The sequence below is a fragment of the Thermocrinis minervae genome (genome assembly GCF_900142435.1).
GTDB classification, from domain to species: Bacteria; Aquificota; Aquificia; order Aquificales; family Aquificaceae; genus Thermocrinis_A; species Thermocrinis_A minervae.
In genome coordinates this window covers 1056701-1079684 of the sequence record NZ_LT670846.1, presented here as the reverse complement: position 1 = coordinate 1079684, position 22984 = coordinate 1056701, and the positions used below count along the sequence as shown (strand labels likewise).

The 22984-nt window shown below is 44.1% G+C and carries 30 protein-coding genes; 24 read left to right on the top strand and 6 right to left on the bottom strand.

What is annotated here, in order from left to right:
• The first annotated feature begins 89 nt into the window (after positions 1 to 89).
• The 5 genes from B5444_RS05975 to fsa are packed head-to-tail and all read left to right on the top strand — an operon-like array spanning position 90 to position 3792.
• Positions 90 to 569, top strand: coding sequence for a tetratricopeptide repeat protein (locus tag B5444_RS05975; protein ID WP_079654313.1), 480 nt, complete (start codon positions 90 to 92; stop codon positions 567 to 569).
• 11 nt (positions 570 to 580) lie between these two features.
• On the top strand, positions 581 to 1765 hold the full coding sequence (gene trpS, locus B5444_RS05970) for a tryptophan--tRNA ligase (RefSeq protein WP_079654312.1): 1185 nt from the start codon (positions 581 to 583) through the stop codon (positions 1763 to 1765).
• Positions 1762 to 2769, top strand: a complete 1008-nt coding sequence (locus B5444_RS05965; protein ID WP_079654311.1) for a PHP domain-containing protein — start codon at positions 1762 to 1764, stop codon at positions 2767 to 2769. The genes trpS and B5444_RS05965 overlap by 4 nt, the downstream gene beginning before the upstream one ends.
• 4 nt (positions 2770 to 2773) lie before the next feature.
• Positions 2774 to 3136, top strand: a complete 363-nt coding sequence (locus tag B5444_RS05960) for a thioredoxin family protein (protein WP_079654310.1) — start codon at positions 2774 to 2776, stop codon at positions 3134 to 3136.
• A gap of 2 nt (positions 3137 to 3138) precedes the next feature.
• Positions 3139 to 3792, top strand: coding sequence for a fructose-6-phosphate aldolase (gene fsa / locus B5444_RS05955; RefSeq protein ID WP_079654309.1), 654 nt, complete (start codon positions 3139 to 3141; stop codon positions 3790 to 3792).
• Here fsa and rseP read toward each other — a convergent pair.
• Complete coding sequence (gene rseP, locus B5444_RS05950) at positions 3789 to 5075, bottom strand: RIP metalloprotease RseP (RefSeq protein WP_079654308.1); 1287 nt, start codon at positions 5073 to 5075, stop codon at positions 3789 to 3791. The genes fsa and rseP overlap by 4 nt on opposite strands.
• Positions 5076 to 5080: 5 nt before the next feature.
• Positions 5081 to 5482 (bottom strand): secondary thiamine-phosphate synthase enzyme YjbQ, encoded by a 402-nt coding sequence (locus tag B5444_RS05945; RefSeq protein ID WP_079654307.1) that lies wholly within the window; start codon positions 5480 to 5482, stop codon positions 5081 to 5083.
• 83 nt (positions 5483 to 5565) lie between these two features.
• On the opposite strand from B5444_RS05945, the gene B5444_RS05940 reads away from it, so the two are divergent.
• From B5444_RS05940 to B5444_RS05930, 3 genes are all read left to right on the top strand, one after another.
• The gene (locus B5444_RS05940; RefSeq protein WP_079654306.1) at positions 5566 to 5874 is read left to right on the top strand and encodes a metal-sulfur cluster assembly factor; all 309 of its coding nucleotides are present in this window, start codon (positions 5566 to 5568) and stop codon (positions 5872 to 5874) included.
• On the top strand, positions 5862 to 6347 hold the full coding sequence (locus B5444_RS05935) for a V4R domain-containing protein (protein ID WP_079654305.1): 486 nt from the start codon (positions 5862 to 5864) through the stop codon (positions 6345 to 6347). Before B5444_RS05940 ends, B5444_RS05935 begins: the two co-directional genes overlap by 13 nt.
• A 342-nt stretch (positions 6348 to 6689) precedes the next feature.
• Positions 6690 to 7643: a tetratricopeptide repeat protein gene (locus tag B5444_RS05930; RefSeq protein WP_079654304.1), complete on the top strand. Its 954-nt coding sequence runs from the start codon at positions 6690 to 6692 to the stop codon at positions 7641 to 7643.
• An 8-nt stretch (positions 7644 to 7651) separates the two neighbouring features.
• Here B5444_RS05930 and lgt read toward each other — a convergent pair whose 3' ends face one another.
• The 3 genes from lgt to hisD are packed head-to-tail and all read right to left on the bottom strand — an operon-like array spanning position 7652 to position 10292.
• Positions 7652 to 8461 carry a prolipoprotein diacylglyceryl transferase gene (lgt, locus tag B5444_RS05925; protein ID WP_079654303.1) on the bottom strand — a complete coding sequence of 270 codons (810 nt, stop codon included), beginning with the start codon at positions 8459 to 8461 and terminating at the stop codon, positions 7652 to 7654.
• Positions 8461 to 9015: a hypothetical protein gene (locus B5444_RS05920; protein WP_079654302.1), complete on the bottom strand. Its 555-nt coding sequence runs from the start codon at positions 9013 to 9015 to the stop codon at positions 8461 to 8463. The genes lgt and B5444_RS05920 overlap by 1 nt, the downstream gene beginning before the upstream one ends.
• Positions 9012 to 10292 (bottom strand): histidinol dehydrogenase, encoded by a 1281-nt coding sequence (gene hisD / locus B5444_RS05915; protein ID WP_079654301.1) that lies wholly within the window; start codon positions 10290 to 10292, stop codon positions 9012 to 9014. The genes B5444_RS05920 and hisD overlap by 4 nt, the downstream gene beginning before the upstream one ends.
• A gap of 131 nt (positions 10293 to 10423) precedes the next feature.
• On the opposite strand from hisD, the gene B5444_RS05910 reads away from it, so the two are divergent.
• The 16 genes from B5444_RS05910 to B5444_RS05835 all read left to right on the top strand — a co-directional run bounded on the left by B5444_RS05910 (position 10424) and on the right by B5444_RS05835 (position 22391).
• Positions 10424 to 10660 (top strand): sulfurtransferase TusA family protein, encoded by a 237-nt coding sequence (locus B5444_RS05910; protein WP_079654300.1) that lies wholly within the window; start codon positions 10424 to 10426, stop codon positions 10658 to 10660.
• A gap of 10 nt (positions 10661 to 10670) precedes the next feature.
• Positions 10671 to 11204 (top strand): DsrE/DsrF/DrsH-like family protein, encoded by a 534-nt coding sequence (locus tag B5444_RS05905; RefSeq protein ID WP_154021748.1) that lies wholly within the window; start codon positions 10671 to 10673, stop codon positions 11202 to 11204.
• Between the two features lie 12 nt (positions 11205 to 11216).
• Complete coding sequence (locus B5444_RS05900) at positions 11217 to 11633, top strand: DsrE family protein (protein ID WP_079654298.1); 417 nt, start codon at positions 11217 to 11219, stop codon at positions 11631 to 11633.
• Positions 11634 to 11741: 108 nt separating this feature from the next.
• Entirely contained in the window at positions 11742 to 12470 is a 729-nt protein-coding gene (locus B5444_RS05895) for a 4Fe-4S dicluster domain-containing protein (protein ID WP_079654297.1), read from the top strand.
• A gap of 50 nt (positions 12471 to 12520) precedes the next feature.
• On the top strand, positions 12521 to 13867 hold the full coding sequence (locus B5444_RS05890; protein WP_079654296.1) for a heterodisulfide reductase-related iron-sulfur binding cluster: 1347 nt from the start codon (positions 12521 to 12523) through the stop codon (positions 13865 to 13867).
• Between the two features lie 45 nt (positions 13868 to 13912).
• On the top strand, positions 13913 to 14971 hold the full coding sequence (locus B5444_RS05885; RefSeq protein WP_079654295.1) for an FAD-dependent oxidoreductase: 1059 nt from the start codon (positions 13913 to 13915) through the stop codon (positions 14969 to 14971).
• A complete protein-coding gene (locus tag B5444_RS05880) occupies positions 14968 to 15702 on the top strand; it encodes a hypothetical protein (RefSeq protein ID WP_079654294.1) in 735 nt (244 codons plus the stop codon). The genes B5444_RS05885 and B5444_RS05880 overlap by 4 nt, the downstream gene beginning before the upstream one ends.
• Positions 15703 to 15705: 3 nt before the next feature.
• The gene (locus B5444_RS05875) at positions 15706 to 16464 is read left to right on the top strand and encodes a 4Fe-4S dicluster domain-containing protein (protein WP_079654293.1); all 759 of its coding nucleotides are present in this window, start codon (positions 15706 to 15708) and stop codon (positions 16462 to 16464) included.
• Positions 16465 to 16476: 12 nt separating this feature from the next.
• Entirely contained in the window at positions 16477 to 17436 is a 960-nt protein-coding gene (locus tag B5444_RS05870) for a CoB--CoM heterodisulfide reductase iron-sulfur subunit B family protein (RefSeq protein ID WP_079654292.1), read from the top strand.
• 9 nt (positions 17437 to 17445) lie between these two features.
• Positions 17446 to 17925 carry a glycine cleavage system protein H gene (gene gcvH / locus B5444_RS05865; protein WP_079654291.1) on the top strand — a complete coding sequence of 160 codons (480 nt, stop codon included), beginning with the start codon at positions 17446 to 17448 and terminating at the stop codon, positions 17923 to 17925.
• Entirely contained in the window at positions 17925 to 18182 is a 258-nt protein-coding gene (locus tag B5444_RS05860; RefSeq protein ID WP_079654290.1) for a thioredoxin family protein, read from the top strand. The genes gcvH (B5444_RS05865) and B5444_RS05860 overlap by 1 nt, the downstream gene beginning before the upstream one ends.
• Complete coding sequence (locus B5444_RS05855) at positions 18179 to 18568, top strand: DsrE family protein (protein ID WP_079654289.1); 390 nt, start codon at positions 18179 to 18181, stop codon at positions 18566 to 18568. Before B5444_RS05860 ends, B5444_RS05855 begins: the two co-directional genes overlap by 4 nt.
• Before the next feature lie 25 nt (positions 18569 to 18593).
• Positions 18594 to 19040, top strand: coding sequence for a glycine cleavage system protein H (gcvH, locus tag B5444_RS05850; RefSeq protein WP_079654288.1), 447 nt, complete (start codon positions 18594 to 18596; stop codon positions 19038 to 19040).
• A complete protein-coding gene (lipS1, locus tag B5444_RS05845) occupies positions 19031 to 20050 on the top strand; it encodes a LipS1 family lipoyl synthase (RefSeq protein ID WP_079654287.1) in 1020 nt (339 codons plus the stop codon). Before gcvH (B5444_RS05850) ends, lipS1 begins: the two co-directional genes overlap by 10 nt.
• Positions 20047 to 20640: an RdgB/HAM1 family non-canonical purine NTP pyrophosphatase gene (gene rdgB / locus B5444_RS05840; RefSeq protein WP_079654286.1), complete on the top strand. Its 594-nt coding sequence runs from the start codon at positions 20047 to 20049 to the stop codon at positions 20638 to 20640. The genes lipS1 and rdgB overlap by 4 nt, the downstream gene beginning before the upstream one ends.
• A complete protein-coding gene (locus B5444_RS05835; protein ID WP_079654285.1) occupies positions 20631 to 22391 on the top strand; it encodes a SulP family inorganic anion transporter in 1761 nt (586 codons plus the stop codon). The genes rdgB and B5444_RS05835 overlap by 10 nt, the downstream gene beginning before the upstream one ends.
• On the opposite strand, the gene plsY is transcribed toward B5444_RS05835, so the two are convergent.
• Entirely contained in the window at positions 22386 to 22970 is a 585-nt protein-coding gene (gene plsY / locus B5444_RS05830) for a glycerol-3-phosphate 1-O-acyltransferase PlsY (RefSeq protein ID WP_079654284.1), read from the bottom strand. The genes B5444_RS05835 and plsY overlap by 6 nt on opposite strands.
• Positions 22971 to 22984: the final 14 nt, after the last annotated feature.

The window sequence follows — 22984 nt, the reverse complement described above, 5'->3', positions numbered from 1 at the left end:
CCTCCTGCTTAAAAATTACCATAATTATACACCAGATAAAACTTAACAGTGTATTGTCAAAAAATCTTAGTTATATATATTTAGACTCTATGGAGGACCTCAGGAAGGATGCAGAAAGGCTCTTAAAGGAGGCGTACCGCGAGCTCATGGCAGGAAATATAAAAGCTGCAATAGAGCTTTATGAAAAATCCATAGAGCTATATCCTACAGCTCAAGGTTATACCTTTCTAGGATGGGCTTACAGCATGCTTGGAGACTTTGAAAAGGCTATAGAACTGTGTAAAAAGGCCATAGAATTAGACCCAGACTACGGTAATCCTTACAATGACATAGGTGCTTATCTTATAGCCCTCGGAAGGTATGACGAGGCCATAGGATGGTTAAAGCTAGCGATGACGGCAAAGAACTACGAACCTAGACACTACCCGCACATTAACCTAGCCAGGGTATATCTGGCAAAGGGTCAGTACTATGACGCACTCAGAGAGGTAAACGAAGCTCTTAAGATAGCACCCAACTACACACCAGCCATAACTCTAAAGCATTACATCCTATCCCTTCTCAATTAAAATCATAGTCTATGAGAATAGTGAGCGGAATGCGCCCTACGGGCAAACTACACCTTGGACACTACTTTGGAGTCATAAAAAACTGGGTAAAGCTCCAAGAAGAGCACGAAACATTTTTCTTCGTGGCCGACTGGCATGCCTTAACGACAGGTTATAAGAACATCTCTGCCTTACATGAAAACATAGAAGAGCTTATGGTAGACTGGATAGCCCTAGGATTGGACCCACAGAAAAGCGTACTCTTCATACAGTCAAAGGTGAAAGAACACGCCGAGCTTTATCTTCTACTTGGTATGATAACACCAAAAAGCTGGCTTGAGTGGAACCCTACTTACAAAGATCTGAAGTACAACCTTCTTAGGATCTCGGACTTGGAGCTTATGATCAAGAACTCCATCAGGGATATAGTCAAGGAGGTGGTTGCTAAACTACCTTACAAGGTGGAAGACTTTGAACTTTTGGAAGAGCAGCTTGTAGATGATATGGCTCAGAGCATTATAAAGGGTATTTTTGAAGGTTACCTGGCCAGGGACATCCTAAGAGAGATAAACGTTTCCAAAAGGGACTTTTATGAGACGGACACCTTTGGCTTCCTAGGCTATCCAGTACTCCAGGCTGCAGACATATTAATCTATAAGGCAAAAGGGGTTCCGGTGGGTGAGGATCAACTTCCACACATAGAACTCACCAGAGAAATAGCTAGGAGGTTTAACTACCTCTACGGCGAGACCTTTCCAGAACCAGAGGCCTTGCTTACACCTACGTCCAAACTCCCTGGTACAGATGGTAGGAAGATGAGCAAATCATACAACAACGCCATATACTTTGCAGACAGCAAGGAAGAAGTCCAATCAAAAGTGATGAAGTTTTTCACAGACCCGCAGAAGCTGAGGAAGGGAGATCCAGGAAGGCCTGAGATATGTCCTGTCTTCTTCTACCACAAGATATTTACGGAGGAAGTTACAGTAAAGCAGATAGAAGAAGACTGTAAGAAAGGTGCATTAGGTTGTGTTGATTGCAAGAGGATGATGTTTGAAAGACTGGAAGCCTTTTTGGAACCCATAAGAGAGAAAAGGCAAAAGGCAAAGGAAAACATAAAACAGATAAAGCATGCCTTTCTGGATGGCTCGCATACAGCTTCTAAGATTGCAAGACAGACACTTGAAGAAGTAAGAGAGAGGATGAACCTTGTATGATATGGCTTGTATCTTTCCTCGCCTTATATCTCCTTATGTTTACCTTGTACCCAGTTATGTATGTCAGAACAAGAAGGGGGGTCCCTGTACTCCATGTACCTGAGGGCTTTGTATACTCCTACCAGATACACCTGCACACGCAGTTTTCCTACGACTCCCTTGGCAAGCCCGAGGATGTAAAAAGGGCAAAAGAAGAAGAGGACTTAGACTTTGTGATAATCACGGACCACGATAACGACCATGTGAAAGCTTTTTGTACGGATGGTATGCTAGCCGGCGTTGAGAGAAAGATAACAGACCAGGAAGGTAGAATCCTTGGCGATCTTTTGGAGTGTGGTCCTCTAAAGGTTATAGCACACCCCTTTAAGGAGAAGTATCGTTGGAGGTTAGAAAGAGACAAAAGCTACCTACTAGAGCTCGTAAACCTAAAGGATGCCCTTTTAGAGAAAAAGAAAACCCTTTTTGTCTTCTTTCCCATCATCATTCTCCTTTACATGCTAAACAGAAAGCTTGCTTTAAACTGGCTTAGAAGGCTAGTAGACTTAAAAACCCTTGCGGAAAGATATGTATCCCAAGGATGGGAAAACAAGGTATTGGGAGGCTTGGATCATCATGTCAAACTCTACATAAGGGAGGTAGGCATAAGGTTTCTTTTCCCTAGCTACAAAGACAGCTTTTACATGATGAGAAACTATCTTTTTATACCCTTCAGAGTGCAGAACGCTGAAGACTTTCCCAAAGCCATAAATGAAGGTATCACGATAATAAGCTTTTGCGGAAAACCTTCCTTAGTCTGGAGGGAGGACAACAGAGTTTTCGTATCCTTACCCTACGACGATGCTCTTATCTTCGTAGAAGGTACTTCCTTTAAGGAGTTCTTTGAAGGATCCTCTGCGGAGCTTTCCTATACAGGAAGATGCGTAGTTTATGCTTACAGGTACACCCTCAAAATCTGGAGGTTATACTTTGGGCTCAAACCTCTGTTTGTAACAGTGGTAGAATAGTCACATGGACTTGAAAAGTCTTCTTCTTCTCGCAGCTGTCCTTGTCATAAGCCTCTCTGTAGGTAAACTCATTAAGGTTTATATTTCTGGAAGGATGGTGGGTAAAAAGGTAGACTTTTTAAAGGATGGTTTTATGTACTTCTACTCTGAGAGATGTCCGGCGTGCAAAGTTATGAAAGAACACATAGAAGAACTAAAAAAGCATAGCAAAGTGTTAGAGATCAACGTAGGGACGAATGAAGGACTAAGTATAGCTAAGGAGCTGGGAGTGCTTGCAACACCCACCATCTTGGTGGTTAAGGATGGTATAATAGTCAAAAGCTTCGTTGGTGTTGTAAAAGCAGAAAGACTTCTCAAGGAGGTTTAAACATGCAGTTCTTCTTAGACACGGGCATAGTGGATGAGATAAAACAAGCCTTAGAATGGGGAATCCTTGATGGTGTTACCACAAATCCAACTCTTATAGCCAAGACGGGAAGACCTTTCCTAGAGGTAGCTAAGGAGATATTAAAGCTCGTAGACGGTCCTGTAAGCCTCGAAACGGTTTCACGCGACGCAGAAGGTATGATAAGAGAAGGTAGGATGCTTGCTGAACTAGGTCAAAATGTGGTAGTCAAAATCCCTATGACACCCGAAGGTATGAAGGCGGTACAGGTGCTAGAGTCAGAGGGTATACCCACAAACGTAACCCTAGTATTCTCTCCAGCCCAAGCTCTGATAGCTGCAAAGGCGGGAGCCAGTTACGTATCACCCTTTGTAGGAAGGCTTGACGACATCTCTTCTGAGGGCATGAAGCTCATAAGGGAGATAAAGCAGATTTTTGACAACTACGAGTTTGACACACAGATAATAGTAGCCAGCGTTAGACATCCTATGCATGTGATTGAAGCGGCGCTCATAGGAGCAGACATATGCACCATGCCCTTTGAGGTTATGAAAAAACTCTTCCAACATCCATTGACGGACAAGGGGATAGAGCTCTTCTTAAGGGATTGGGAGAAAGTTCCAGAAAGACCCTTCTAATGTCTTAAAAACCTCATAAGGTCGTTGGTAAGGGCAAGAAGGGTAAGTAAGGCTACAAGCGCTATACCTATCTTATACCAGATTTCTTTAAACCTTTCGGGCATGGGTCTTCTTCTTATACCTTCTAAGACAAACAGAAGGATAAGGCCACCGTCTAGGACTGGTAAGGGTAAAAGGTTTATGAGGGCCAGGTTTATGGAGATTAACACCATCATGTTCAAAAAGGCTGTGTAACTTTGCTGTATTGATTCGCCAGCTAGTTGGGCTATAGTTAGTGGGCCACCTAAAGAATCCCTAAGTGGCACTTTACCGGTTATCATGCCAGCTATGGACTTTAGGGTGAGTACGGAAAGCTCGTAGGTTCTTTCTACACCCGTATAAAGAGCATCGATAGGACCCTTCCTTATCTTAACAGTCTTTATATCAGGAGCTATGCCAAGTATGTACCTTCCCGTCTTTGGATCCTTCTTAGCTACTACAGTCTTCTCGTAGACTTCTTGACCTCTTTTAATCTTTAGGTTTACTACCTGGTCCTGAACCTTGGACATAGTTCTGACTATATCCTGCCAAGTTCTCACAGGCACATCGTTTATCTCCAACACAACGTCCATAGGTCTTATGCCAGCATCGTATGCAGGAGAACCTTTTAGCACATGACCTACAACTGGTGGTATTAAGGGCTCCACACCCAAGCTTTCGTTAAGGCCTACTTTTGCCCCTTTTAGGGAGATAACCTCAGAACCCCTTAGTACCTTCAATTCTATTTCTTTATCTGTGAGAGCCTGCATGTAGACTTTTCTTACATCTTGCCAGGTTTTCACAGGTCTTGAATTTACCTCCACTATGAGATCTCCTTCTTTCACTCCCATCCTGCTTGCTAAGGAGTTTTCTACGACGTAGCCTACTATGGGTTTTTCAAGCTCATAACTTGGTACATCCATACCGTACATCCAGAGAAGGGATATCACCAAGATAGCAAACAGGAAATTGAACAAAGGGCCTGCAAAAGCTATGAGTATCTTCTGGATAGGAGATTTGCTAGAAAACGCTCTAGGATCCGAAGTGTTATCCTCCTCACCGTATAGTTTCACATACCCACCTAAAGGGATAAGGGATATGCGGTACTGAGTTTCTCCCATCTGCTTATTTAGGATGGAAGGTCCAAAACCAACGGAAAAGATCTCTACCCTTACCCCAAAAAGCTTTGCGAACAGAAAGTGACCGAGCTCGTGAACTATTACAAGGACACCGATAAGGATCAAGAAAGCTATCACATAATCCATACGTGTTAATCTCCTATTATCTTTATGTACACTTTTCTTTCTCTGGGACCATCAAACTCAACCAAAAATATAGCTTCCCAGGTTCCAAGGAGTAGTTCCCCATCTTCTATGGGTACTATCCTTGAGTTTCCTATTATGCTACTCCTTATGTGAGCAGCGGAATTTCCTTCAGCGTGCGCGTAGTTTTTATCTGTCCAGGGTATAAGCTTCTCCAAAGCATAGGCTATATCCTTTATCACGTCCGGGTCTGCACCTTCGTTTATGAATACAGCAGCTGTAGTATGTGGTACGTACACTACACAAAGGCCAGACTTTACTCCAGACTTTCTTACTTCCTCTCTTACCTGTCTAGTTATGTTGACAAAGCTAGTCCTGTTGTTGGTCCTTATCCTTAACACAGTGTGCATTACTCAATAAAGTATACGTGGAGCTTTAAACCCAGTCAAGTTGTATAGAAGTATAGCCCCTAAGGTATTATATTTAAGCTTCTATGGAGCAGGCAATACTGGAAAAGCTAAAGGAAGTAAGAGATCCCGAGATACCGTTGGACATAGTAAACCTTGGGCTCATCTACGGTGTACAAATAAAAGGCAATGTAGCTTACATAGACATGACACTTACAGTACAGGGCTGTCCTGCAAAAAACTACTTTGCTCAACATGTCAGGGAGCACATACTAAAAAGCTTCCCAGAGCTTAAAGATGTTGTAGTGAACTTTGTGTTCGAACCTCCCTGGAGTAAGGATAAAATATCAGAAGAAGGGAAGGAAAAACTTAGGAGCCTGGGATGGAACATATAGGCAATAAGCTTAAGCTTCTGGCAGAGGCTATAGAAAGGGAGTCTGTACTTATCCACAGAGCCGCCCTCATAGATGGCTACAGGGATGTACACAAACTCTCTAAGTTTGGCATAGACAGGATCATCAAAAAGGCAGCCGAGTACGGAGGGAAAAAGGGTGCAAAGATATTAAAGGAAAGGTACAACCTTTACGTAGACACTCTCTCGGATGCTCTTGATGTACTGACCATAATAGCTGAGTCTTCCAGACTCCTGGACATATTTGAATACGACATAGAAAAGCAGGAGATATACGTAGAAGGGTCTATCCTTGTAGAGGCCATCAAGAAAAGTACAAGTCCTGTGTGTGAACCTATGGCTGGATTCTTCAGGGGTTTTTTGGGAGAGCTTTTGGATAAAAACATAGACGTTAAAGAAGTGCAGTGTAGAGCACAAGGCCACGAGAAGTGTGTTTTTAAGATATACATTAAGTAAAATAAAAGCAAGTATAATAAAAAGGTTTCTACTATATAAAACTTTTAGCATTTTAAATGCTAAGGACTATAAAGATGCTGCACAGATAGATGAATATGCATATAAACAATCTAATTTCGATAAAAGTCAATATAGAATTTTATTTTTGAAATTCATCAAGTTATAAACATCCTGTTGAATTACAGCTGGATAAGAGTGAAATTGGTCTCGCATGTATGCGGTTTGCATATTATTTACTTTTTATTTTTAATTTATTATACCATAACTATTACACACTTCGGTTTCTTAGCCCTGGACACCTTATTGACATAGACCCTATTCTGTGGTATTCTTTAGGACAATATGAAAGAAACTGACCATCGTAGGCCAACAGGGGGTATTAAAATGAAAACGTCAACCTTCCTGGTTCCTCTGGTTTTACTTACGTTCACAGGTTTATCTTTATCCCACGCTCAAAGCCCAGTAGACCAATGCGTCAATTACTATGCTGCTCAGGCTTACGAAAAGGCAATAGAAGAAGGAAAGAAAGCTATAAAACTATATCCTTCAGATCTTGTATCTTATGTTTGTTTAGGAGCTTCTTACTTACAAGTTGGAGACTATGATCAGGCTATAAACTACCTTAAAAATGCAGAAAAATATGCTCTTCAAAAATCCGATTTCATGTACATATACGGTCTGCTAGGTCTGGCATATGATGGTAAAGGTATGTTAGATAATGCTCTTTTTTATTACAACAAAGCCCTTATGCTGGCGAGGGATCTAGGTAATAAAAGAGCCGAATCTGACTATTTAAGCAACATTGCGATGATTTTCCGCAGAAAAGGAGAACTTGACAACGCTCTCTCTTATTACAAAGAGTCCTTAGAATTAAAAGTAGATGAAAAAGATAGAGCTCCAATATATACTAACATCGCTGTAATTTACTTAAAACAGGGTAATTACCAAAAAGCCATAGAGTATTTTAAAAGGGCTATGGATATTTTTGATAGATACGGAAATCAACACGAATATGCAATTACAGAGATTAATCTTGGCAATGCTTACAGAGAGATAAGAGACTTTCAGAATGCAGAACATTACTTGCTTGATGGACTGAAAAGAGCTCAAAAAGTGGGAGACAAGTATCTAGAGGGAACAGCATACAAGTATCTTGGCTGGCTATACCGTGATAAAGGCAATAAAGTTGCAGCTAGAGAATACCTTATTAAGGCACTAAGGGTCTTTAAAGAAGTTGGAGCTTCCTCTAACGTTGTTGAAGTGACTAGTGACCTAGTTTACCTTGGCATGCCCTAAAGCTTTTACTATGCTCTAATTTCTCTCTTCGACTTCCTTAGTGTAAAGAATAACAGGAAAGATGAAATAACCATAAGTATGGATACTACTTGATTCCACGTAAGGCCTATGGCTTCTATAGGTGGTGTTACTCCTCTGTAAAACTCCAAAAAGAACCTCAAAAGACCATAAAGGAACATATAGATAGAGAACACAAAGCCGTCAAAGGGTTTCCTCCTGTAAAAGAATAGAAGCATAAGGAATATAAGCATTAGACCTATGAATTCCATCAGTTGTGTGGGGTACAGGGGCATATAAGGTGGAGCCACTGCTCCTTCTGGGAATACTACATAAAAGAAGGGAAACTTATCAGAGAAGTGTATTCCAGGAGAAGCTACAGCTTCACCTGGGAAAGGTTTACCATAGCAACAACCTGCAGACGTGCAACCAAGTCTTCCTATGGCGTGAGCAAGGCTCAGGGATATGGAACTTATGTCAGCTATCTTCCATACTGGAAGCTTATAAAACCATACACCAAACAAAGCACCAAGGACTCCACCAAAGAGTCCACCAAAGAAGTCCATACCCCCGTTCCAGATGGATATGATATCTACTATGCCTTTTACCTGCTCTGGGTGTTCTATAACGTAGGCCAGGCGACCACCTACTACACCAAGCATAAGGGCTATAAAGAAGGTATTTTCCACATGTGCAGTGTTTAAACCTTCTCTTTTGGAAAGCTTTATGCTCAAAGTGTAGGCAAGCAGAGCTCCCAGAGCTATAAGCACGCCGTAGGTGTAAACCTTTATCCCAAAGAACTCAAATAGTACCGGAAACATCAGAAGTAAACCTCATCCACGTTCACCACCAAGCTAATATCACCAAGGTCTATCTTTACACTTCTGTAGTAACTACCAACCTTTTGGGTAGGATACTCAACACTGATGGTTCTTCCGTTATGCTTGTCCAGAAGCTCTACTCTTTCCAAAGTATTCATTGAAAATATTACCTTTTTGACATATTGTCCTTCGTCTTTGTAGAAGATAGTTTTTCCGAGGGAACACTCTACCTTCTCGTCTCCGTCTAGAACCTTGCCAAAGATGATGCCGTCAGGTCCCACAGGAAGGTCAAAGCATGCTGAAGTCAGACATATTCTTTTACCTGTAAACTTTATAAGCTCGCCCTTCAACCCAGTGACAGAGTACTCTTTTTCGTCCTTGTTTATCTCCATGGGCATTCCTAAGAGGCCATACCTAACAAAAAGCTTCGCTCTATAACTCTTTGGTGAGTTGTCTACAGAGTACTGGCTTTGAAGGTTTGAAGCCTCAGGACATACCAAAGGAGCACAAGAATACAGAAGAACGAGAGCTGCTAGTAATGCAAGCTTTTTCATGATTCTTCTCTTATTTTAACGGAGAGCCAATGAGCTTCCAGACCTTCTGCCTTGGCGAGAGCTTTGGTATGGTCTGAAAGATCTCTAAAACCTTCTTCTGTTACGTAGAGGACAGAACTTCTTTTGATGAAGTGATACACTCCTAAAGGTGAGAAGAACCTGGCCGTACCTCCTGTAGGAAGTGTATGGTTTGGACCAAGTATATAATCTCCAAGAGCTTCAGGTGTATACCTTCCCAAGAATATAGCACCTGCATGTTTTATATAAGGGAGCAATTTAAAGGGTTCTTCTGTTAACACCTCTAAGTGTTCCGGGGCTATGTGGTTGGCTACCTGACAGGCTTGGTACAGATCTTCTACCAAAAAGACGGTGCCAAACTTTTCTATGGACTTCTGGGCTATCTCTTTCCTTGATAGGTTTTTAAGCATCTCGTAGACTGCTTTTACTACCTTCTTAGCATGTTCTTCTTTGTCTGTTATCAAAAAGGCTCCAGCAAGCTCGTCATGCTCTGCTTGAGAGAGAAGGTCTGCGGCTACCCAATCTTCCCGCACGCTGCCATCGGATATGATGAGTATTTCAGAAGGTCCAGCTACCATATCTATATCTACAACTCCGTACAGAAGTTTTTTGGCAAGGGCTACGTATATGTTCCCCGGACCAACTATCTTGTCCACCTTGGGTATAGTTTCAGTACCAAAGGCCAAGGCTGCTACGCCATGAGCCCCACCTACTTGAAAAACTCTACTCACTCCACATATGAAGGCCGCAGCCAGGGTGTAAGGGTTTGGCTTGGGTGTTATCATGATGACCTCTTCAACACCAGCAACTGTTGCAGGCACTACGTTCATGAGCACAGTAGAGGGGTAAGCTGCCTTGCCTCCAGGTACATATACCCCAACTCTCTCCAAGGGCTGGACCTTCATTCCAAGAATTACACCCTCTTCCTCCACAAAGAAGGAGTTTTCCTTTTGCCTCTCATGAAATCTTCTTATCCTATCGTGTGCTATCTCTAAGGCTTGTCTAGTTTCTTCGTCTATCTCTTCGTAAGCTTTTTCTAGTTCCTCGTACGGTATCTCAACGGTATCCTGGTCTAACTCCAAACCATCAAACCTTTTGATGTATTCAAATAAAGCTTTATCGCCTTCTTCTTTTATGCGTCCAATTATTTCCCTTACCGTTGCTTCGTATTCCCCTTCTAGGATTTGTCCCCTTTGTGCTATATACTTTAGCCGTTGATTCAACCTCCAGGCACTAGTGCGAAGATCTTCTATGTGCATGCTTCTAATTATAAACCTTTTGGGGCTTAAGACAAACTTATAAATTCATAAGTAAAAATTAAGGAAAGTCCTTAGGCTGGTTCTATAATTTATGATATAGTTCAGTTCAATAAAGTTAGGAGGTGAAAAGTATGGCAACAGTAACACCTGACAAGACCTTGGATGCTTCTGGTCTTAATTGTCCCCTTCCGGTGTTAAAGACAAAGAAGGCTTTGGAAGAGCTACAGTCTGGTCAAATACTGGAAGTCATCACCACTGACCCAGGTGCAAAAGCTGATATACCAGCCTTCTGCAACAGGACTGGGCATCAGCTGTTGGAAGTGGTGGAGGAGGGTGGCAAGATAATCTTTTACATAAAGAAGAAGTAAGGGAGGGAACATTATGGCTGAAAGGTTGGCTATAATAGCCACGAAAGGAACTTTGGATATGGCCTATCCGCCACTCATACTGGCGTCAACCGCGGCATCTTTAGGCGTTGAAACAGCTATATTCTTTACCTTCTACGGTCTTAACATCATCCATAAAAAGAAGATGCACGAGTTAAAGATCTCCCCCCTAGGAAATCCAGCCATGCCTATGGCCTTTCCCCCTTCCATGCAAAACCAAATAACTAATGCCATTTCCTCTATAATGCCTGGACCTCCGCAGATAATGGGCATAATACCAGGTATGACAGACCTCATGACATTCATGATGAAGAAAACCATAAAGGAGCACGGAGTTGCTAGCATACCAGAACTTTTAGAAGCTTGTAAGGAAGCTGACGTAAAGCTAATCCCATGTCAGATGACTATGGAGCTTTTTGGCTACAAGTATGAAGATCTTATCGATGGGCTTGAGCCACCTGCTGGAGCGGCTACTTTTATAAACTACGTTTTAGAAGCTGACAAGCCTATGATTATATTCGTATAAAGGAGGTTGATCATGGCTTATGAAAAGCTTCTCTTCTACATTCTCACTGTGCCCTTTTTTGAAAGAGCAGAACCAACCACAGGAGAACTCATAAACCCTCAGGCTGGTGCTCCCTTTTTCCTTGCTACAGCAGCGACCACAATGGACTACGAAGTGGAAATGGTCATAACCTCAGAAGCAGGTTTCCTACTTATGAAAGATAACGCTAAGAAGGTGAAAGTAAGGCCAGGTGTAGAGCAGACAGTCTACGACTTTATAAAGATGGCAAAGGAAGCAGGCGTCAAGATATACCTATGTGTACCTTCCTTAGATCTTACCGATATTTACAAGAAAGAAGACGTAAACCCAGAACTCTGCGACGGCATCATAGGCGGTGCTGCTTTCTTGGATAAGCTCATGAGCGGTGAGTATGCGGTCATTACCCTGTAGGTCTTCTTTTATGGTTTCCATAAGTTTATGCTTATATGCATATAAGCAGAACTTATTTGACTAAAGTCATACGGTTGCGTAGGTTTATAAAAGAAGGAGGTGACAGTTATGGATGGGCATATATACGGATACAACCTACCCATATCTGAAAAAACCAAGGCTGTGCCTTGGGAAGAAAAGGTTAGGGTAATAGAGGAAGTCAAATCCGACTTCCGTTTTAAAGAGTATATATTTGGCTGCTTGAACTGTGGTGTATGTACCGCCTCTTGCCCCTCTAACAGGTTCTTTGACTACTCTCCGAGGGAGATAGTCCAAAGGTTCCTGGAAGATGACGTAGAAGTCCTCTACGATATGATGCACGAGTATATATGGGCATGTTCTCAGTGTTTTACCTGCTGGATCAGATGTCCTTTCGTGAACAACCCAGGTGGACTAGTGGCCATAATGAGAGAGGTTGCTGTAAGGAACGCCTTTGAAGCTACTAAGGACCTTCTAAAGCCTTACGGCCGTGTTCTTCTGAAGGTTATGACCACAGGAAACCAGCTGTCCGCTGACATGCTTCAGCCTGACTTTTTCCCAGACTGGGGACCCAAGATGGCTGACAACATGGAAAACCTAAGAGCTAAGAGGCTCGCCATACCCTTTGACGTGGGTAAGTCTGTTAAGACCGCTTGGGAAGTTTCTTTGGAGACTGCCATAGAGATGTACACCATATGGAGAGAGACGGGTATCTTCGAAATGCTAGAAAAGCTTGACCCTAACCTTTACAACGTCATAATGGACATAGTGGAGGAGAACGAGGAAAGATACCAAGAGCTCTATGAAGAAGAGGAGTAAGCTAATAAACGGGGTTAGTGCCCCGGAAAAACCTTTAGGAGGTATCTGCCATGGCGCACGCACATAAAGAGAGCAGCATTTTGAAATACCCAGAGGTTCCTCCTTTCCCAACGAAGGAGCCTATGGGAACAGCCCACTACGATCATATCTTTGAGATGATGGAAGAGCTCGAGGCTAAGGGAGAAATACTCATATACAGGATAACGGAAGAGCACCAACCTATACCCGTCTACACAAGGACAGGTAGGATAAAGCTTATACCCACCAACAAGCTCTGGCACCATAAGTCCTGTGGTCAGTGTGGAAACATACCAGGTTATCCCGCTTCCATATTCTGGTTCATGAACAAGTTCGGTCTTGACTACCTGAACGAGCCTCACCAAACTTCATGCACAGCTTGGAACTACCACGGTTCTGGTACATCCAACCCAGTAGCACTCGCTGCTGTCTGGCTCAGGAACATGCACCAAGCTTGGAAGACAGGCTACTATCCTCTAATACATTGCGGAACATCCTTCGGTTCTTACAAGGAGACCAGGGAACAGCTCATAATGAACAAAGAGCTAAGGGATGCTGTAAAACCTATCCTTAAAAAGCTCGGAAGGCTCACAGAAGATGGAAGGATCGTTATACCACAGGAGATAGTTCACTACTCCGAATGGGTCCATGCTATGAGGTTCAAGATAAAGGAACTCTATGAGAAGGAAGGAAAGCCGAAAGGCATAGATGTGTCCAATGTAAGAGTGGCCATACACAACGCTTGCCACACTTGGAAGATGATAGCCGATGACTATCCTTACGACCCAGAAGTCTTTAACGGTCAAAGGCCTGCAGCTTCCACAGCTGTTATGAAGGCTCTCGGTGCTCAAGTAGTAGACTACTCCACATGGTATGACTGCTGTGGTTTTGGTTTTAGACACATCCTCACGGAAAGGGAGTTCACTAGATCTTTCGCCATACAGAGGAAGCTTAAGGTCATCTATGAAGAGGTAAAAGCCGACGTCATAATCACCCACGACACTGGATGTACAACTACCTTTGAAAAGAACCAATGGATAGGAAAGGCACACGGTATGTACTATCCTGTTGCTGTAATGTCTGACGTCATGTTTGCAGCCTTAGCTTGTGGAGCACATCCATTCAAAGTGGTTCAGCTCTACTGGAACTGCTCTGCGTATGAGCCCCTCCTTGAGAAGATGGGAATAACCAACTGGAGGGAACTAAGGAAAGAGTGGGAAGACACAGTCAAGTACATAGCCGAGCTTGAAAAGGCAGGTAAGTATGACGAACTGATGGAGTTCTTCAAGGAGTATGACCTGTATGAACCTTACAGCAAGACATCTACCGGTAAGCCTAAGGCATCGGCTACGGCCAACATGCCACTCTTTAAGTCTTAATTCGGGGGCCTTGCCCCCTTATAACAACCTTTAAGGAGGTAGATTATGGCAAAGTCTGTGTTGGTAATAGGTGGTGGTCCTGCAGGTCTAGGTGCGGCCAAAGTCCTGGGAAGGCTCGGAGTGCCCACCATACTCATCGAGAAAGAGGGAAAGCTTGGTGGTAGGCCTATCCTTGAAGACTACCACACACTTATACCGAGGAAGTTAAAGCCTGCCCAGGTTCTGGGACCGATGATAAAGGAAGTGGAGAACAACCAAAACGTAAAGGTGCTGTTAAACACGGAGCTTGAAGCCTGCGAGGGTGAAGCTGGAAACTTTAAGGTAAAGCTCTCCAATGGTGAAACCTATGAAGTGGGAGCCATAGTCGTCGCCACAGGTTTTGAACACTTTAACCCGAGGAGAAAGGGAGAGCTCGGCTATGGAATATATCCAGATGTCATAACCAACCTTGAGCTTGAGCAGATGTTCTCCCGTGAGGGTAGGCTCTACAGGCCTTCTAACGGCCAGCTTCCCAAGAGGGTAGCTTTTGTCTTCTGTGTAGGTTCCAGAGACAGGCAGCTAGGTGTTACAAACGTCCACTGTTGTAGGTACGGATGTGCTCTATCTGGACTACAGGCTTCTGAGATAAAGGAGCATTACCCAGACGTGGACGTCTTCTGCTATTACATGGATGTAAGGACATATGGTACATGGGAGTATCCTTTCTACTGGGCACCCCAGGAAAAGTACGGTGTCAGGTACGTAAGAGGTAGGATAGCGGAAATAACTTACAGCCCTGCTGATGGAAGGCTTAGAGTAAAGCACGAGGATACTATAGTTCAAAGGCCTTCTGAGGTACCCATGGACCTTGTGGTGTTAGTACTCGGTATGGAACCTTCTGCTGGTACCAAGAAGGTGGCCAAGATACTCGGACTAGCTCAAGATCCAGATAGCCAATTCCTGATACCATCCGAAGAATCTGGCTCTAACATCATCTCCAACAGAGAAGGTATATTCATAGCCGGTGCATGCAAAGGTCCGATAGACATAGAGTCTTCAATAGCTGAAGGCGAAGCAGCTGGTGCTGAAGCTGCTATGTACGTAGGTGCAAAGGTGGGCGTATGAAAAAAGTTACCACATTAGACGACTTTTTGGTTAGGGATTACCTCATAAAGATCTTCTCAGAAGGCGAGGAGTTTATACAAGATTTCTACAAGGATCTCCTCGCCAAGTCCCTCCTCTTTCAAGAACTTCTAAGCAAAGACAGACTTCCATCCTTGAAAGAGGAAGACTTAGACAAGATATTAGAGCACATCTTTGCAAGCAGGAGAAGAAGGAAGAAGATCTTAGAAGAGACAGGAATAGACAGGCTAAAGAAAGCTATAAGCGACCTTCTCTACGGGAAGGCAAACACATGGGAAGAGAGGGTGGAGAAGTTCGTAAAAGAGATAAGGGGTGTAGACAAAAAGATGGCAAGGGACATAGCATCAGAACTTTTACACTTTACCTTCCCAGACAAGTACGTACTATGGACTAGCTGGATATGGGATCCAGAGTCAGAAAGCGGCGCGGTAGTCTTCTTAAAAGAGGAGCCACCAAAGAGACATATGTACGGAGAAACCTACGAAGAGTTTGAGCAGATATACAAGCAGATTCAGGAAAAGCTCCTGGACTTTGGTATAAAAGCCAAAGGTTACCTCTTTGTAGACATGTTCCTTGCCATGATATACGCCACGTACGTGGACTATATGACTCTTTCTACCATGCACAGTGCAAAGGGCTTTTTCCCTCCTGCCGGTGTTATGGCAAGGAGGCTTTTAGGTATAGTTAGAAATGAAGACCTTTTGGAGGTGTAGACCATGGCTATACATGAAAAAAGTCTTGTAGAACCGGAGAGGATTTTAAGGAAAGAGAGACTCGTCATAGATGGTGTTGACGTTTCTGGAGACTGGAACCTTATAATCCTGCCCAGGGTTATAAACGACTACGACCTGGACTTCGGTAAAGAGGTACTAAACCAGCCAGAAGGCAAGACCATAAACCAATGTTACCAGTGCTCTTACTGTACAGCGTCCTGTCCAGTCCACAATTACTGGGATGAGAGGTACAACCCAAGACATTTTATCTACCTGGCGAGGCTCGGGCTTGTAGACGAGCTCCAGAAGAGAGCCGACGTTATGTGGAGATGTGTCTCTTGTCACAAGTGTACACACAGGTGCCCGAAGGGAGTCCTTGTAGAAGAAGTCCTCAAGGCTATACTCAAGGTAATGGCCAAGAGAGGCCTTATAGAAGAGTATCCTTCCAAGAAGTTTGATAAGTTCTTCACCGAGTCTGTGCTAGAGTACGGAAGGATAGAGGATGGAGAACTCCTCTTTGGATGGATAGAAAAGCAAGGTTACAAGCTGTTTAAAGACCCCATACTCAAGAAACCCATACCTTTTATGGGTGAAGCTCCAGAATGGCTAAAGCAGCTTGCTCTAAAGCCTTTAAAGTCTATGAACATAAGCTTTCTAGTTCTGAACGCAAAGCATATGCTGTTCCATCCAAGAACAAAGAACTGGAATAGGTTCAAACAAGTCCTTAGGAAGGTTATGGAACAAGAAGGTGCCTTAAAGTAAGGAGGTGTAACTATGGGTGTTATAGGTAAGAGAGTGGCATACTACCCTGGTTGTTCTTTGGAAGGTGCAGCAAGAGCGTACGATGTCTCAACGAGGATAGTGGCCAGAGAACTAGGTCTTGAGCTAGACTACCTGGAAGACTACAACTGCTGTGGTGCTATGGAGTCTAAGAACGTGACCTTTATGGGAACTATACTTCTTAACGCCAGGAATATGTCCTTGGCAAGGAAGCAAGGCCACGACGTTATAGTGGCTCCGTGTAACGGATGCTCCTTCTCCCTCCAGAGAGCAGAGTACTTCTTGGAAACAGATCAATCCCTTTTAGAGAAGGTTAACGCACTCCTAAAAGAAGGTGGAGTAGATCCACTGGATAGAATACCCCACACTTACCATATCCTTGAGTGGTTCTACAACGAAGCCGGTCCCCAGAAGGTGAAAGAGAAAACGAAGAAACCTCTTAAAGGTCTTAAGGTGGCCAACTACTATGGCTGTCTGTACACAAGACCTCACTTCTACGCCAGGACTTACGCCCATGCCGGTGGTCAACCGGAAGAAGCCAGGCCAAGGAAGAGGGAAACTGCAGATGACGATGAACATCCGTACTACATGAACGCTCTTCTTGAGGCTGCCGGCGCTCAGAGTGTGGAGTTTGAACCCATGCACACCCAATGCTGTGGTGGGCCACACTCTCTGTCTGATGAATTGGTGTCTGAAAAGTTCGTGATGATGATACTCCAAACAGCTAAGAGGAACGGAGCTGACATAATAGCCACGGAATGTCCTTTGTGTCATGCATCCCTTGAGATGTACAGGCATAGGCTTATGATGAAAGGTGTACCAGACGTGGATGTACCCGCAGCCTACTTTACCCAACTGTTAGGTATAGCATTTGGCTACAGTGCCAACGACGTAAAGCTAAAGGACAATCTCTCTGACCCTCTACCTGTTTTGAAGAGACTCGGTCTTGTATGAGGTGGTAATATGGGTGTGGTGGAAGCTCAAGGCCCTACCAATGAGTGGGAGTACAACGGGTGTATAATCCCGCTAGACCTCTATTATGAGATAGAGACGCAGACCTGGTTAAGGATAAATGACGATGGTACTGTAACCATGGGTCTTACAGACGTAGGTCAGGTCAGGGCTGGAAGGCTTCTCCACGCCCGGATAAAGAGTCCTGGGAAACATATACAGAAGGGTAAGCCAGTGGCTTCTTTGGAAAGCGGTAAATGGGCTGGACCTATCAACGCACTCGTGGAAGGAGAAGTAGTGGAAGCCAACCAGAAAGTACTGGAACAGCCAGATATAATAAACTACGATCCCTACGGAGAAGGTTGGATAGTCAAGATGAAACCCACAAACCTGGAAAGAGATATAAAGGACCTTTTATATGGACCTCAGGCCATTGAGGAGATGAAAAAGTACATAGATGAGTGGGACATAATCTGTATGAGGTGTACGTGATGGGTGCAAAGGACAAACATGTGATACTGTTGGTGTCTCAGTGGTGTGCTACGTGTCCCGATGCTGATCAGCTCTGGAGAAAATTACAGCAAGAGTATGGGTTTAAGTATGAGGTCCTTGATGTAGCTCAGCCGGAAGGCAGGATGTGGGCAAAAAAGCTGATGGTAAGGAGTGTCCCTTCCACCATAATAGACGGAAAGCTTACCTTTGTAGGAGTACCGGAGGAAGCTGAGGCAAGGAAGGCTATAGAGTCATGAAGGTGATAATCCTTATGACCAGCGGCCCAAGAACTCCGTGGAGATGTGCTGCACCCTTTTACATAGCTGCACTCTTGGCTGCCAACGAGGCAGAAGTGGAGATGTTTTTTAACATGGATGGTACCAATCTTCTCAGAAAAGGAGTAGCAGAGAGGATAGTGCCAGGAGAACCCAATTGCCTTTCTACAAACGGTAAGAAACTTAAGACTGTCTACGATTTCATGAAGGATGCAAAGCAGGCAGGGGTGAGGTTCCTATCTTGTAAACAGGCGGTGGATTCTTTAGGACTCACCAAGGAAGACCTCATACCTGAGCTAGATGATATAGTTCCTGCTAGTGAGTTTGCTATACGTGCTTTAGAATACGATAAGGTATTGATCTTCTAAAAAATCTTATAAAGGGGGTGTTAGGATGGCTGTAGTGAACGGTTGCAACATACCGGAGGATCTTCTTTACGATGTAGATGCCCAAGCTAATGCCTTCACTTGGGCTAGAGACAACGGAGACGGGACCTATACTATAGGTCTCACTTCTGTAGCTGCTGCTATGGCAGGAAGGCTTGTGGCTTACACACCCAAGAAACCTGGCAAGACTGTAGAAAGACGCAAGAGCGTAGCTACCATAGAGAGCGGGAAGTGGGTCGGACCAGTGCCTTCACCTCTATCTGGTGAGATAGTAGAGATAAATGAAGCTCTAAAGGCTAACCCAGCTCTGGTCAACGATGATCCTTACGGACAAGGGTGGATAGCCAAGATAAAACCCACCAATCCAGATGAAGTAAACAGCCTTCTGAAGGGTCAGGCAGCCGTTGAAGCTCTTACCAAGGTGATGAACGAGAAGGGCATCAAATGCGGCTAAGGATTTTGGAGGGGCATCTCCCCTCCTTCTTAGAAGACTTAGAGGTAGATGAGAAATTATTAAGGGAGCTTGAGGAAGGGTTTTTAATAAGAGAAAGGAATTTTGGAAATAAGGTTTTCTTCCATAGTCCTGGTTTTAAACACTACGAGGTGGAAGACTTTAAGGTTACCACAGGGCCAAAGTTTGTAGACATATCCATAACGGGAAGGAACTGTGAGCTTATGTGCGACCACTGTGCGTCTAAGATACTCTGGCATATGATCCCTGCAACCACGCCGGAGGAACTTTGGAAAGTGGCCAATGATCTTAAATCCAAAGGAATAGATGGGATCCTCATATCTGGTGGTTCTGATAAAGATGGAAGGGTTCCCCTTGATCCCTTCTTCGATGTCATGAAAAGGATAAAGGATGAGCTTGGACTCCTGCTTACCTGTCATGTAGGCCTTGTGGATGAGATACAAGCCAAAGGTTTAAAAGAGGTAGGTGTTGATGCCGTACTGCTTGACATAATAGGAGACGATGAGACCATAGCTCAGGTTTACAAGCTTCCGCACAGAAGCGTGAAGGATTACAAGGAGTCTTTGAGGATTCTAAAGGATTACGGGCACAACATAGTTCCTCACGTCATAATAGGGCTACACTATGGACGGGTAAAAGGAGAGTACAGAGCTATAGACATTATAGCGGAGTATGAACCAGCTGCTCTCGTTCTCGTGGTGATAATGCCTTACTTTGGGAAAGCTAGGTTTCAGCTTTTACCACCACCTTCCGCCGAAGAGTCCGCTCGTGTGATACTTTACGCTAGAAGAGCCATACCCAACAGGCCCATAGTTATTGGTTGTGCAAGGCCTGCTGGTCCTGAAAGGGTAAAGCTAGACTTCTATGCACTCGTGGCTGGAGTAAATGGTATCACCTTCCCTGCTGAGGGTATAGTCACCTACGCTAAGTCCCTAGGGCTCCAACCTGTAGTGTCTCCCAACTGCTGTTCTACGGTTTTCATGCCTTTATGAAGATTCTGGTAGCTACTTCTAACAGAAAGAAGTTGAGGGAGCTTATGGATATACTAAGCCCTTATGGCTTTGAGCTTGAGCTGCCAGAGGAGACCTTAGAGGTTGAAGAGACAGGGACAACCTTTTTAGAGAACGCATACCTAAAGGCAAGAGCCTACTATCAAAGGTACAGATTGCCAACCCTTGCAGAGGATTCAGGGCTTGTGGTACCTTCTTTGGGAGGTTATCCAGGTATATACTCCTCCAGGTTTCATAGCATAGACTTTGGCGGTGTAGAACACGGCAAGGACCCAGATAGAGCAAACATAAAGAAGCTTCTTAGACTGATGGAGAACGTAGAAGACAGAAGAGCTTATTACTACGCTTGCGTTGTTTTGTACATAGGAGATGGAGGTGTCTTTGCAGAAGGGAGGTGTGAAGGTGCTATCAGTAGAGAGGAAAAGGGGTCTTACGGTTTTGGTTACGATCCTGTGTTTATACCAGAAGGCTACAACAAGACCATGGCCGAGCTACCACCAGAGGAAAAAAACCGTATATCGCATAGAAGGAGAGCCTTGACGAGACTTCTGGAGGTACTAAGATGGAAATAAGGTTTGATCCTCTTCCCATCAGACATTGGCTTAAGGACTACAATGCATCAAAGCTCAGAGATGATCTTATAGCAGGTCTTACGGTAGCAGCTGTTTTAGTACCCCAATCTATGGCCTATGCACTCCTCGCAAGGATGCCAGCCATACATGGTCTCTACGCCTCCTTCCTAGCTGTGGCCGTGGCTGCAATCTTTGGCAGCTCTAGGTTCCTGGCCACAGGTCCAGTAGCAATGACAGCTCTCCTTTCTGCCTCTGTACTGTACGGAATAGCAGAGCCCGGAAGTGAGAAGTGGATACACCTGATGGCCTTGCTAGCCTTCCTGGTTGGGATAATACGCCTTTCCATAGGTCTCTTTAGACTCGGTTCTATAGTAGACCTAATATCTCCGGCCGTCATAACAGGCTTTGTGAGCGCAGGTGCCATAGTCATAGCCTTAAGCCAGTTGGAACACCTCCTGGGTTTTAGGACAGCAAAGAGCACTATAGTTGTGGAAGTTCTACTTGACATCCTAAAAAAGATTCACCTAACAAATCCTTATACCCTCCTAGTGGGTTTTATTTCCTTTTTGATCATCTATGTGTCAAGACGTATACATCCGCTCATACCTGGAGCTCTTATAGCTGTGTTTTCAACAAGCTTTCTAGCTTACTTTTACAACCTACACGAGAAAGGCGTTGCCCTTGTGGGTGATGTACCCCAAGGTATACCCTCTTTCTACTTGCCGGTAAATGGCCTTGAAGAGATATCCACGGTCTTCGTGGGTGCCTTGGTGGTTGCCTTCTTTGGTCTTATGGAAGCTGTAGCCATAGCAAAAAGGCTCGCAAACCAAGTGGGAGATAAGTGGGACGTAAACCAGGAGCTTATAGGTCAGGGACTTGCCAACATAGTGAGTGCCTTCTTCAAGGGTTTTCCTATAGGTGGTTCCTTCTCAAGGTCTGCCCTCAACTTTCAACTGGGTGCAAAAACACCTATGGCAAGTGTCTTCACCTCTATCGCAGTAGGTCTTACACTCCTCTTCATAGCGCCGTACTTTAAGTACCTACCAAAGGCAACCCTTGCCGTGATAGTAATGATGGCTGTGATAAATCTTATAAGGCCTTGGGAGATATACAGGCTCTACAAGGTAAACAAGGAAGATGGTATAGTAGCCGCCGTTACCTTTGTAGGTGTGCTAGTCTTAGAGCTATGGATTGCCCTACTGTTAGGTATCATCTTGGCATTAGGTATATTCGTCTACAAAACCATGTACCCAAGGATAGTAATCCTCACAAGGAACCCAGCTTCAAACACCTTTGTGAACGCGCAGAGAGAAAACCTCCCAGAGTGTCCACAGATCCTCTATGTAAGACCTAACATGTCCATATACTTTGGAAATGCCGAGTACGTGGGTGAGTACATCGTGAATCTTGTAAAGAAAAGAAAGGAGAGCACACCACTAAAGTACGTCCTTGTAGACATGGAAGCTGTAAACTACATGGATGCATCGGGAGCACAGAACTTCATGAAGATGGTGGATGAGATCCAAAAGCTTGGAGTAAAAGTATCTCTTGCCAACATAGGATGCGACATTTATCCCCTGATGGAGAGGTTAAATATAGATAAACTTGTTGATGCGAATCTTATCTTTGACTCAAAGGGACAGTCCATAGGAGAGCTTTTCAGTAGGCTAGACCACGAATATTGTGCAAAGGAATGTCCTTACGTAGTCTTTAGAGAGTGCCTCACCGTAAAACAGCCTGTGAAACTATAGCCTTACCCTGTGTTCTGTCCCTTCTAGCAGCCTTTTTATGTTGTCCTTGTGTCTGTATACAATAAGCATTGTTATAAAGAGGGACATAAAAACCACCCTGTAGTCATAACCCTGAAGCAGGAGGAGAAGTGTAGCAAATAAGGAGCTTCCCATGGAAGCTAAAGAAACATAACCCTTTAGCTTAACTAAAAGAGTCCAAAATATCATAGAAAGCAGAAAAGTAAGGGGTGAAACTCCGAGCAGTACTCCCGAAGCCGTCGCCACACCCTTACCGCCTCTAAAATCATGAAAGATTGGGTACATGTGACCTAGCACGCATGCGAGGCCTACGAAAAAGGTAGTCCAGCTATCCAGCCCAAAGTAAAGCCTTGATAACAGGATGGGGAAAAATCCTTTGAAGGCATCCAGGAGAAAGACTAGAACAGCATATTTCCTGCCTAGGACTCTGCCCACGTTTGTGGCACCTACGTTTCCGCTGCCCACGGACCTTATGTCCACACCCTTTAACTTAGCTATGTGCTCACCAAAGAGGATAGAACCAAGAAGGTAAGAGAAGACTATCAAAAGTACGCTGTCCATGTAAAATACTTTAC

What these genes read in the sequence shown, in the direction of transcription:
- hisD (WP_079654301.1), bottom strand. Translation starts at nt 10,292, where the DNA reads ATGCACATAGAAGATCTTCGCACTAGTGCCTGGAGGTTGAATCAACGG.
- lipS1 (WP_079654287.1), top strand. Translation starts at nt 19,031, where the DNA reads ATGCGGCTAAGGATTTTGGAGGGGCATCTCCCCTCCTTCTTAGAAGAC.
- B5444_RS05965 (WP_079654311.1), top strand. Translation starts at nt 1,762, where the DNA reads ATGATATGGCTTGTATCTTTCCTCGCCTTATATCTCCTTATGTTTACC.
- rdgB (WP_079654286.1), top strand. Translation starts at nt 20,047, where the DNA reads ATGAAGATTCTGGTAGCTACTTCTAACAGAAAGAAGTTGAGGGAGCTT.
- gcvH (WP_079654291.1), top strand. Translation starts at nt 17,446, where the DNA reads ATGGGTGTGGTGGAAGCTCAAGGCCCTACCAATGAGTGGGAGTACAAC.
- B5444_RS05910 (WP_079654300.1), top strand. Translation starts at nt 10,424, where the DNA reads ATGGCAACAGTAACACCTGACAAGACCTTGGATGCTTCTGGTCTTAAT.
- B5444_RS05860 (WP_079654290.1), top strand. Translation starts at nt 17,925, where the DNA reads ATGGGTGCAAAGGACAAACATGTGATACTGTTGGTGTCTCAGTGGTGT.
- fsa (WP_079654309.1), top strand. Translation starts at nt 3,139, where the DNA reads ATGCAGTTCTTCTTAGACACGGGCATAGTGGATGAGATAAAACAAGCC.
- B5444_RS05975 (WP_079654313.1), top strand. Translation starts at nt 90, where the DNA reads ATGGAGGACCTCAGGAAGGATGCAGAAAGGCTCTTAAAGGAGGCGTAC.
- B5444_RS05890 (WP_079654296.1), top strand. Translation starts at nt 12,521, where the DNA reads ATGGCGCACGCACATAAAGAGAGCAGCATTTTGAAATACCCAGAGGTT.
- B5444_RS05930 (WP_079654304.1), top strand. Translation starts at nt 6,690, where the DNA reads ATGAAAGAAACTGACCATCGTAGGCCAACAGGGGGTATTAAAATGAAA.
- B5444_RS05940 (WP_079654306.1), top strand. Translation starts at nt 5,566, where the DNA reads ATGGAGCAGGCAATACTGGAAAAGCTAAAGGAAGTAAGAGATCCCGAG.
- B5444_RS05835 (WP_079654285.1), top strand. Translation starts at nt 20,631, where the DNA reads ATGGAAATAAGGTTTGATCCTCTTCCCATCAGACATTGGCTTAAGGAC.
- B5444_RS05960 (WP_079654310.1), top strand. Translation starts at nt 2,774, where the DNA reads ATGGACTTGAAAAGTCTTCTTCTTCTCGCAGCTGTCCTTGTCATAAGC.
- B5444_RS05920 (WP_079654302.1), bottom strand. Translation starts at nt 9,015, where the DNA reads ATGAAAAAGCTTGCATTACTAGCAGCTCTCGTTCTTCTGTATTCTTGT.
- B5444_RS05935 (WP_079654305.1), top strand. Translation starts at nt 5,862, where the DNA reads ATGGAACATATAGGCAATAAGCTTAAGCTTCTGGCAGAGGCTATAGAA.
- B5444_RS05855 (WP_079654289.1), top strand. Translation starts at nt 18,179, where the DNA reads ATGAAGGTGATAATCCTTATGACCAGCGGCCCAAGAACTCCGTGGAGA.
- B5444_RS05880 (WP_079654294.1), top strand. Translation starts at nt 14,968, where the DNA reads ATGAAAAAAGTTACCACATTAGACGACTTTTTGGTTAGGGATTACCTC.
- B5444_RS05875 (WP_079654293.1), top strand. Translation starts at nt 15,706, where the DNA reads ATGGCTATACATGAAAAAAGTCTTGTAGAACCGGAGAGGATTTTAAGG.
- B5444_RS05885 (WP_079654295.1), top strand. Translation starts at nt 13,913, where the DNA reads ATGGCAAAGTCTGTGTTGGTAATAGGTGGTGGTCCTGCAGGTCTAGGT.
- rseP (WP_079654308.1), bottom strand. Translation starts at nt 5,075, where the DNA reads ATGGATTATGTGATAGCTTTCTTGATCCTTATCGGTGTCCTTGTAATA.
- trpS (WP_079654312.1), top strand. Translation starts at nt 581, where the DNA reads ATGAGAATAGTGAGCGGAATGCGCCCTACGGGCAAACTACACCTTGGA.
- B5444_RS05900 (WP_079654298.1), top strand. Translation starts at nt 11,217, where the DNA reads ATGGCTTATGAAAAGCTTCTCTTCTACATTCTCACTGTGCCCTTTTTT.
- lgt (WP_079654303.1), bottom strand. Translation starts at nt 8,461, where the DNA reads ATGTTTCCGGTACTATTTGAGTTCTTTGGGATAAAGGTTTACACCTAC.
- B5444_RS05895 (WP_079654297.1), top strand. Translation starts at nt 11,742, where the DNA reads ATGGATGGGCATATATACGGATACAACCTACCCATATCTGAAAAAACC.
- plsY (WP_079654284.1), bottom strand. Translation starts at nt 22,970, where the DNA reads ATGGACAGCGTACTTTTGATAGTCTTCTCTTACCTTCTTGGTTCTATC.
- B5444_RS05870 (WP_079654292.1), top strand. Translation starts at nt 16,477, where the DNA reads ATGGGTGTTATAGGTAAGAGAGTGGCATACTACCCTGGTTGTTCTTTG.
- B5444_RS05945 (WP_079654307.1), bottom strand. Translation starts at nt 5,482, where the DNA reads ATGCACACTGTGTTAAGGATAAGGACCAACAACAGGACTAGCTTTGTC.
- gcvH (WP_079654288.1), top strand. Translation starts at nt 18,594, where the DNA reads ATGGCTGTAGTGAACGGTTGCAACATACCGGAGGATCTTCTTTACGAT.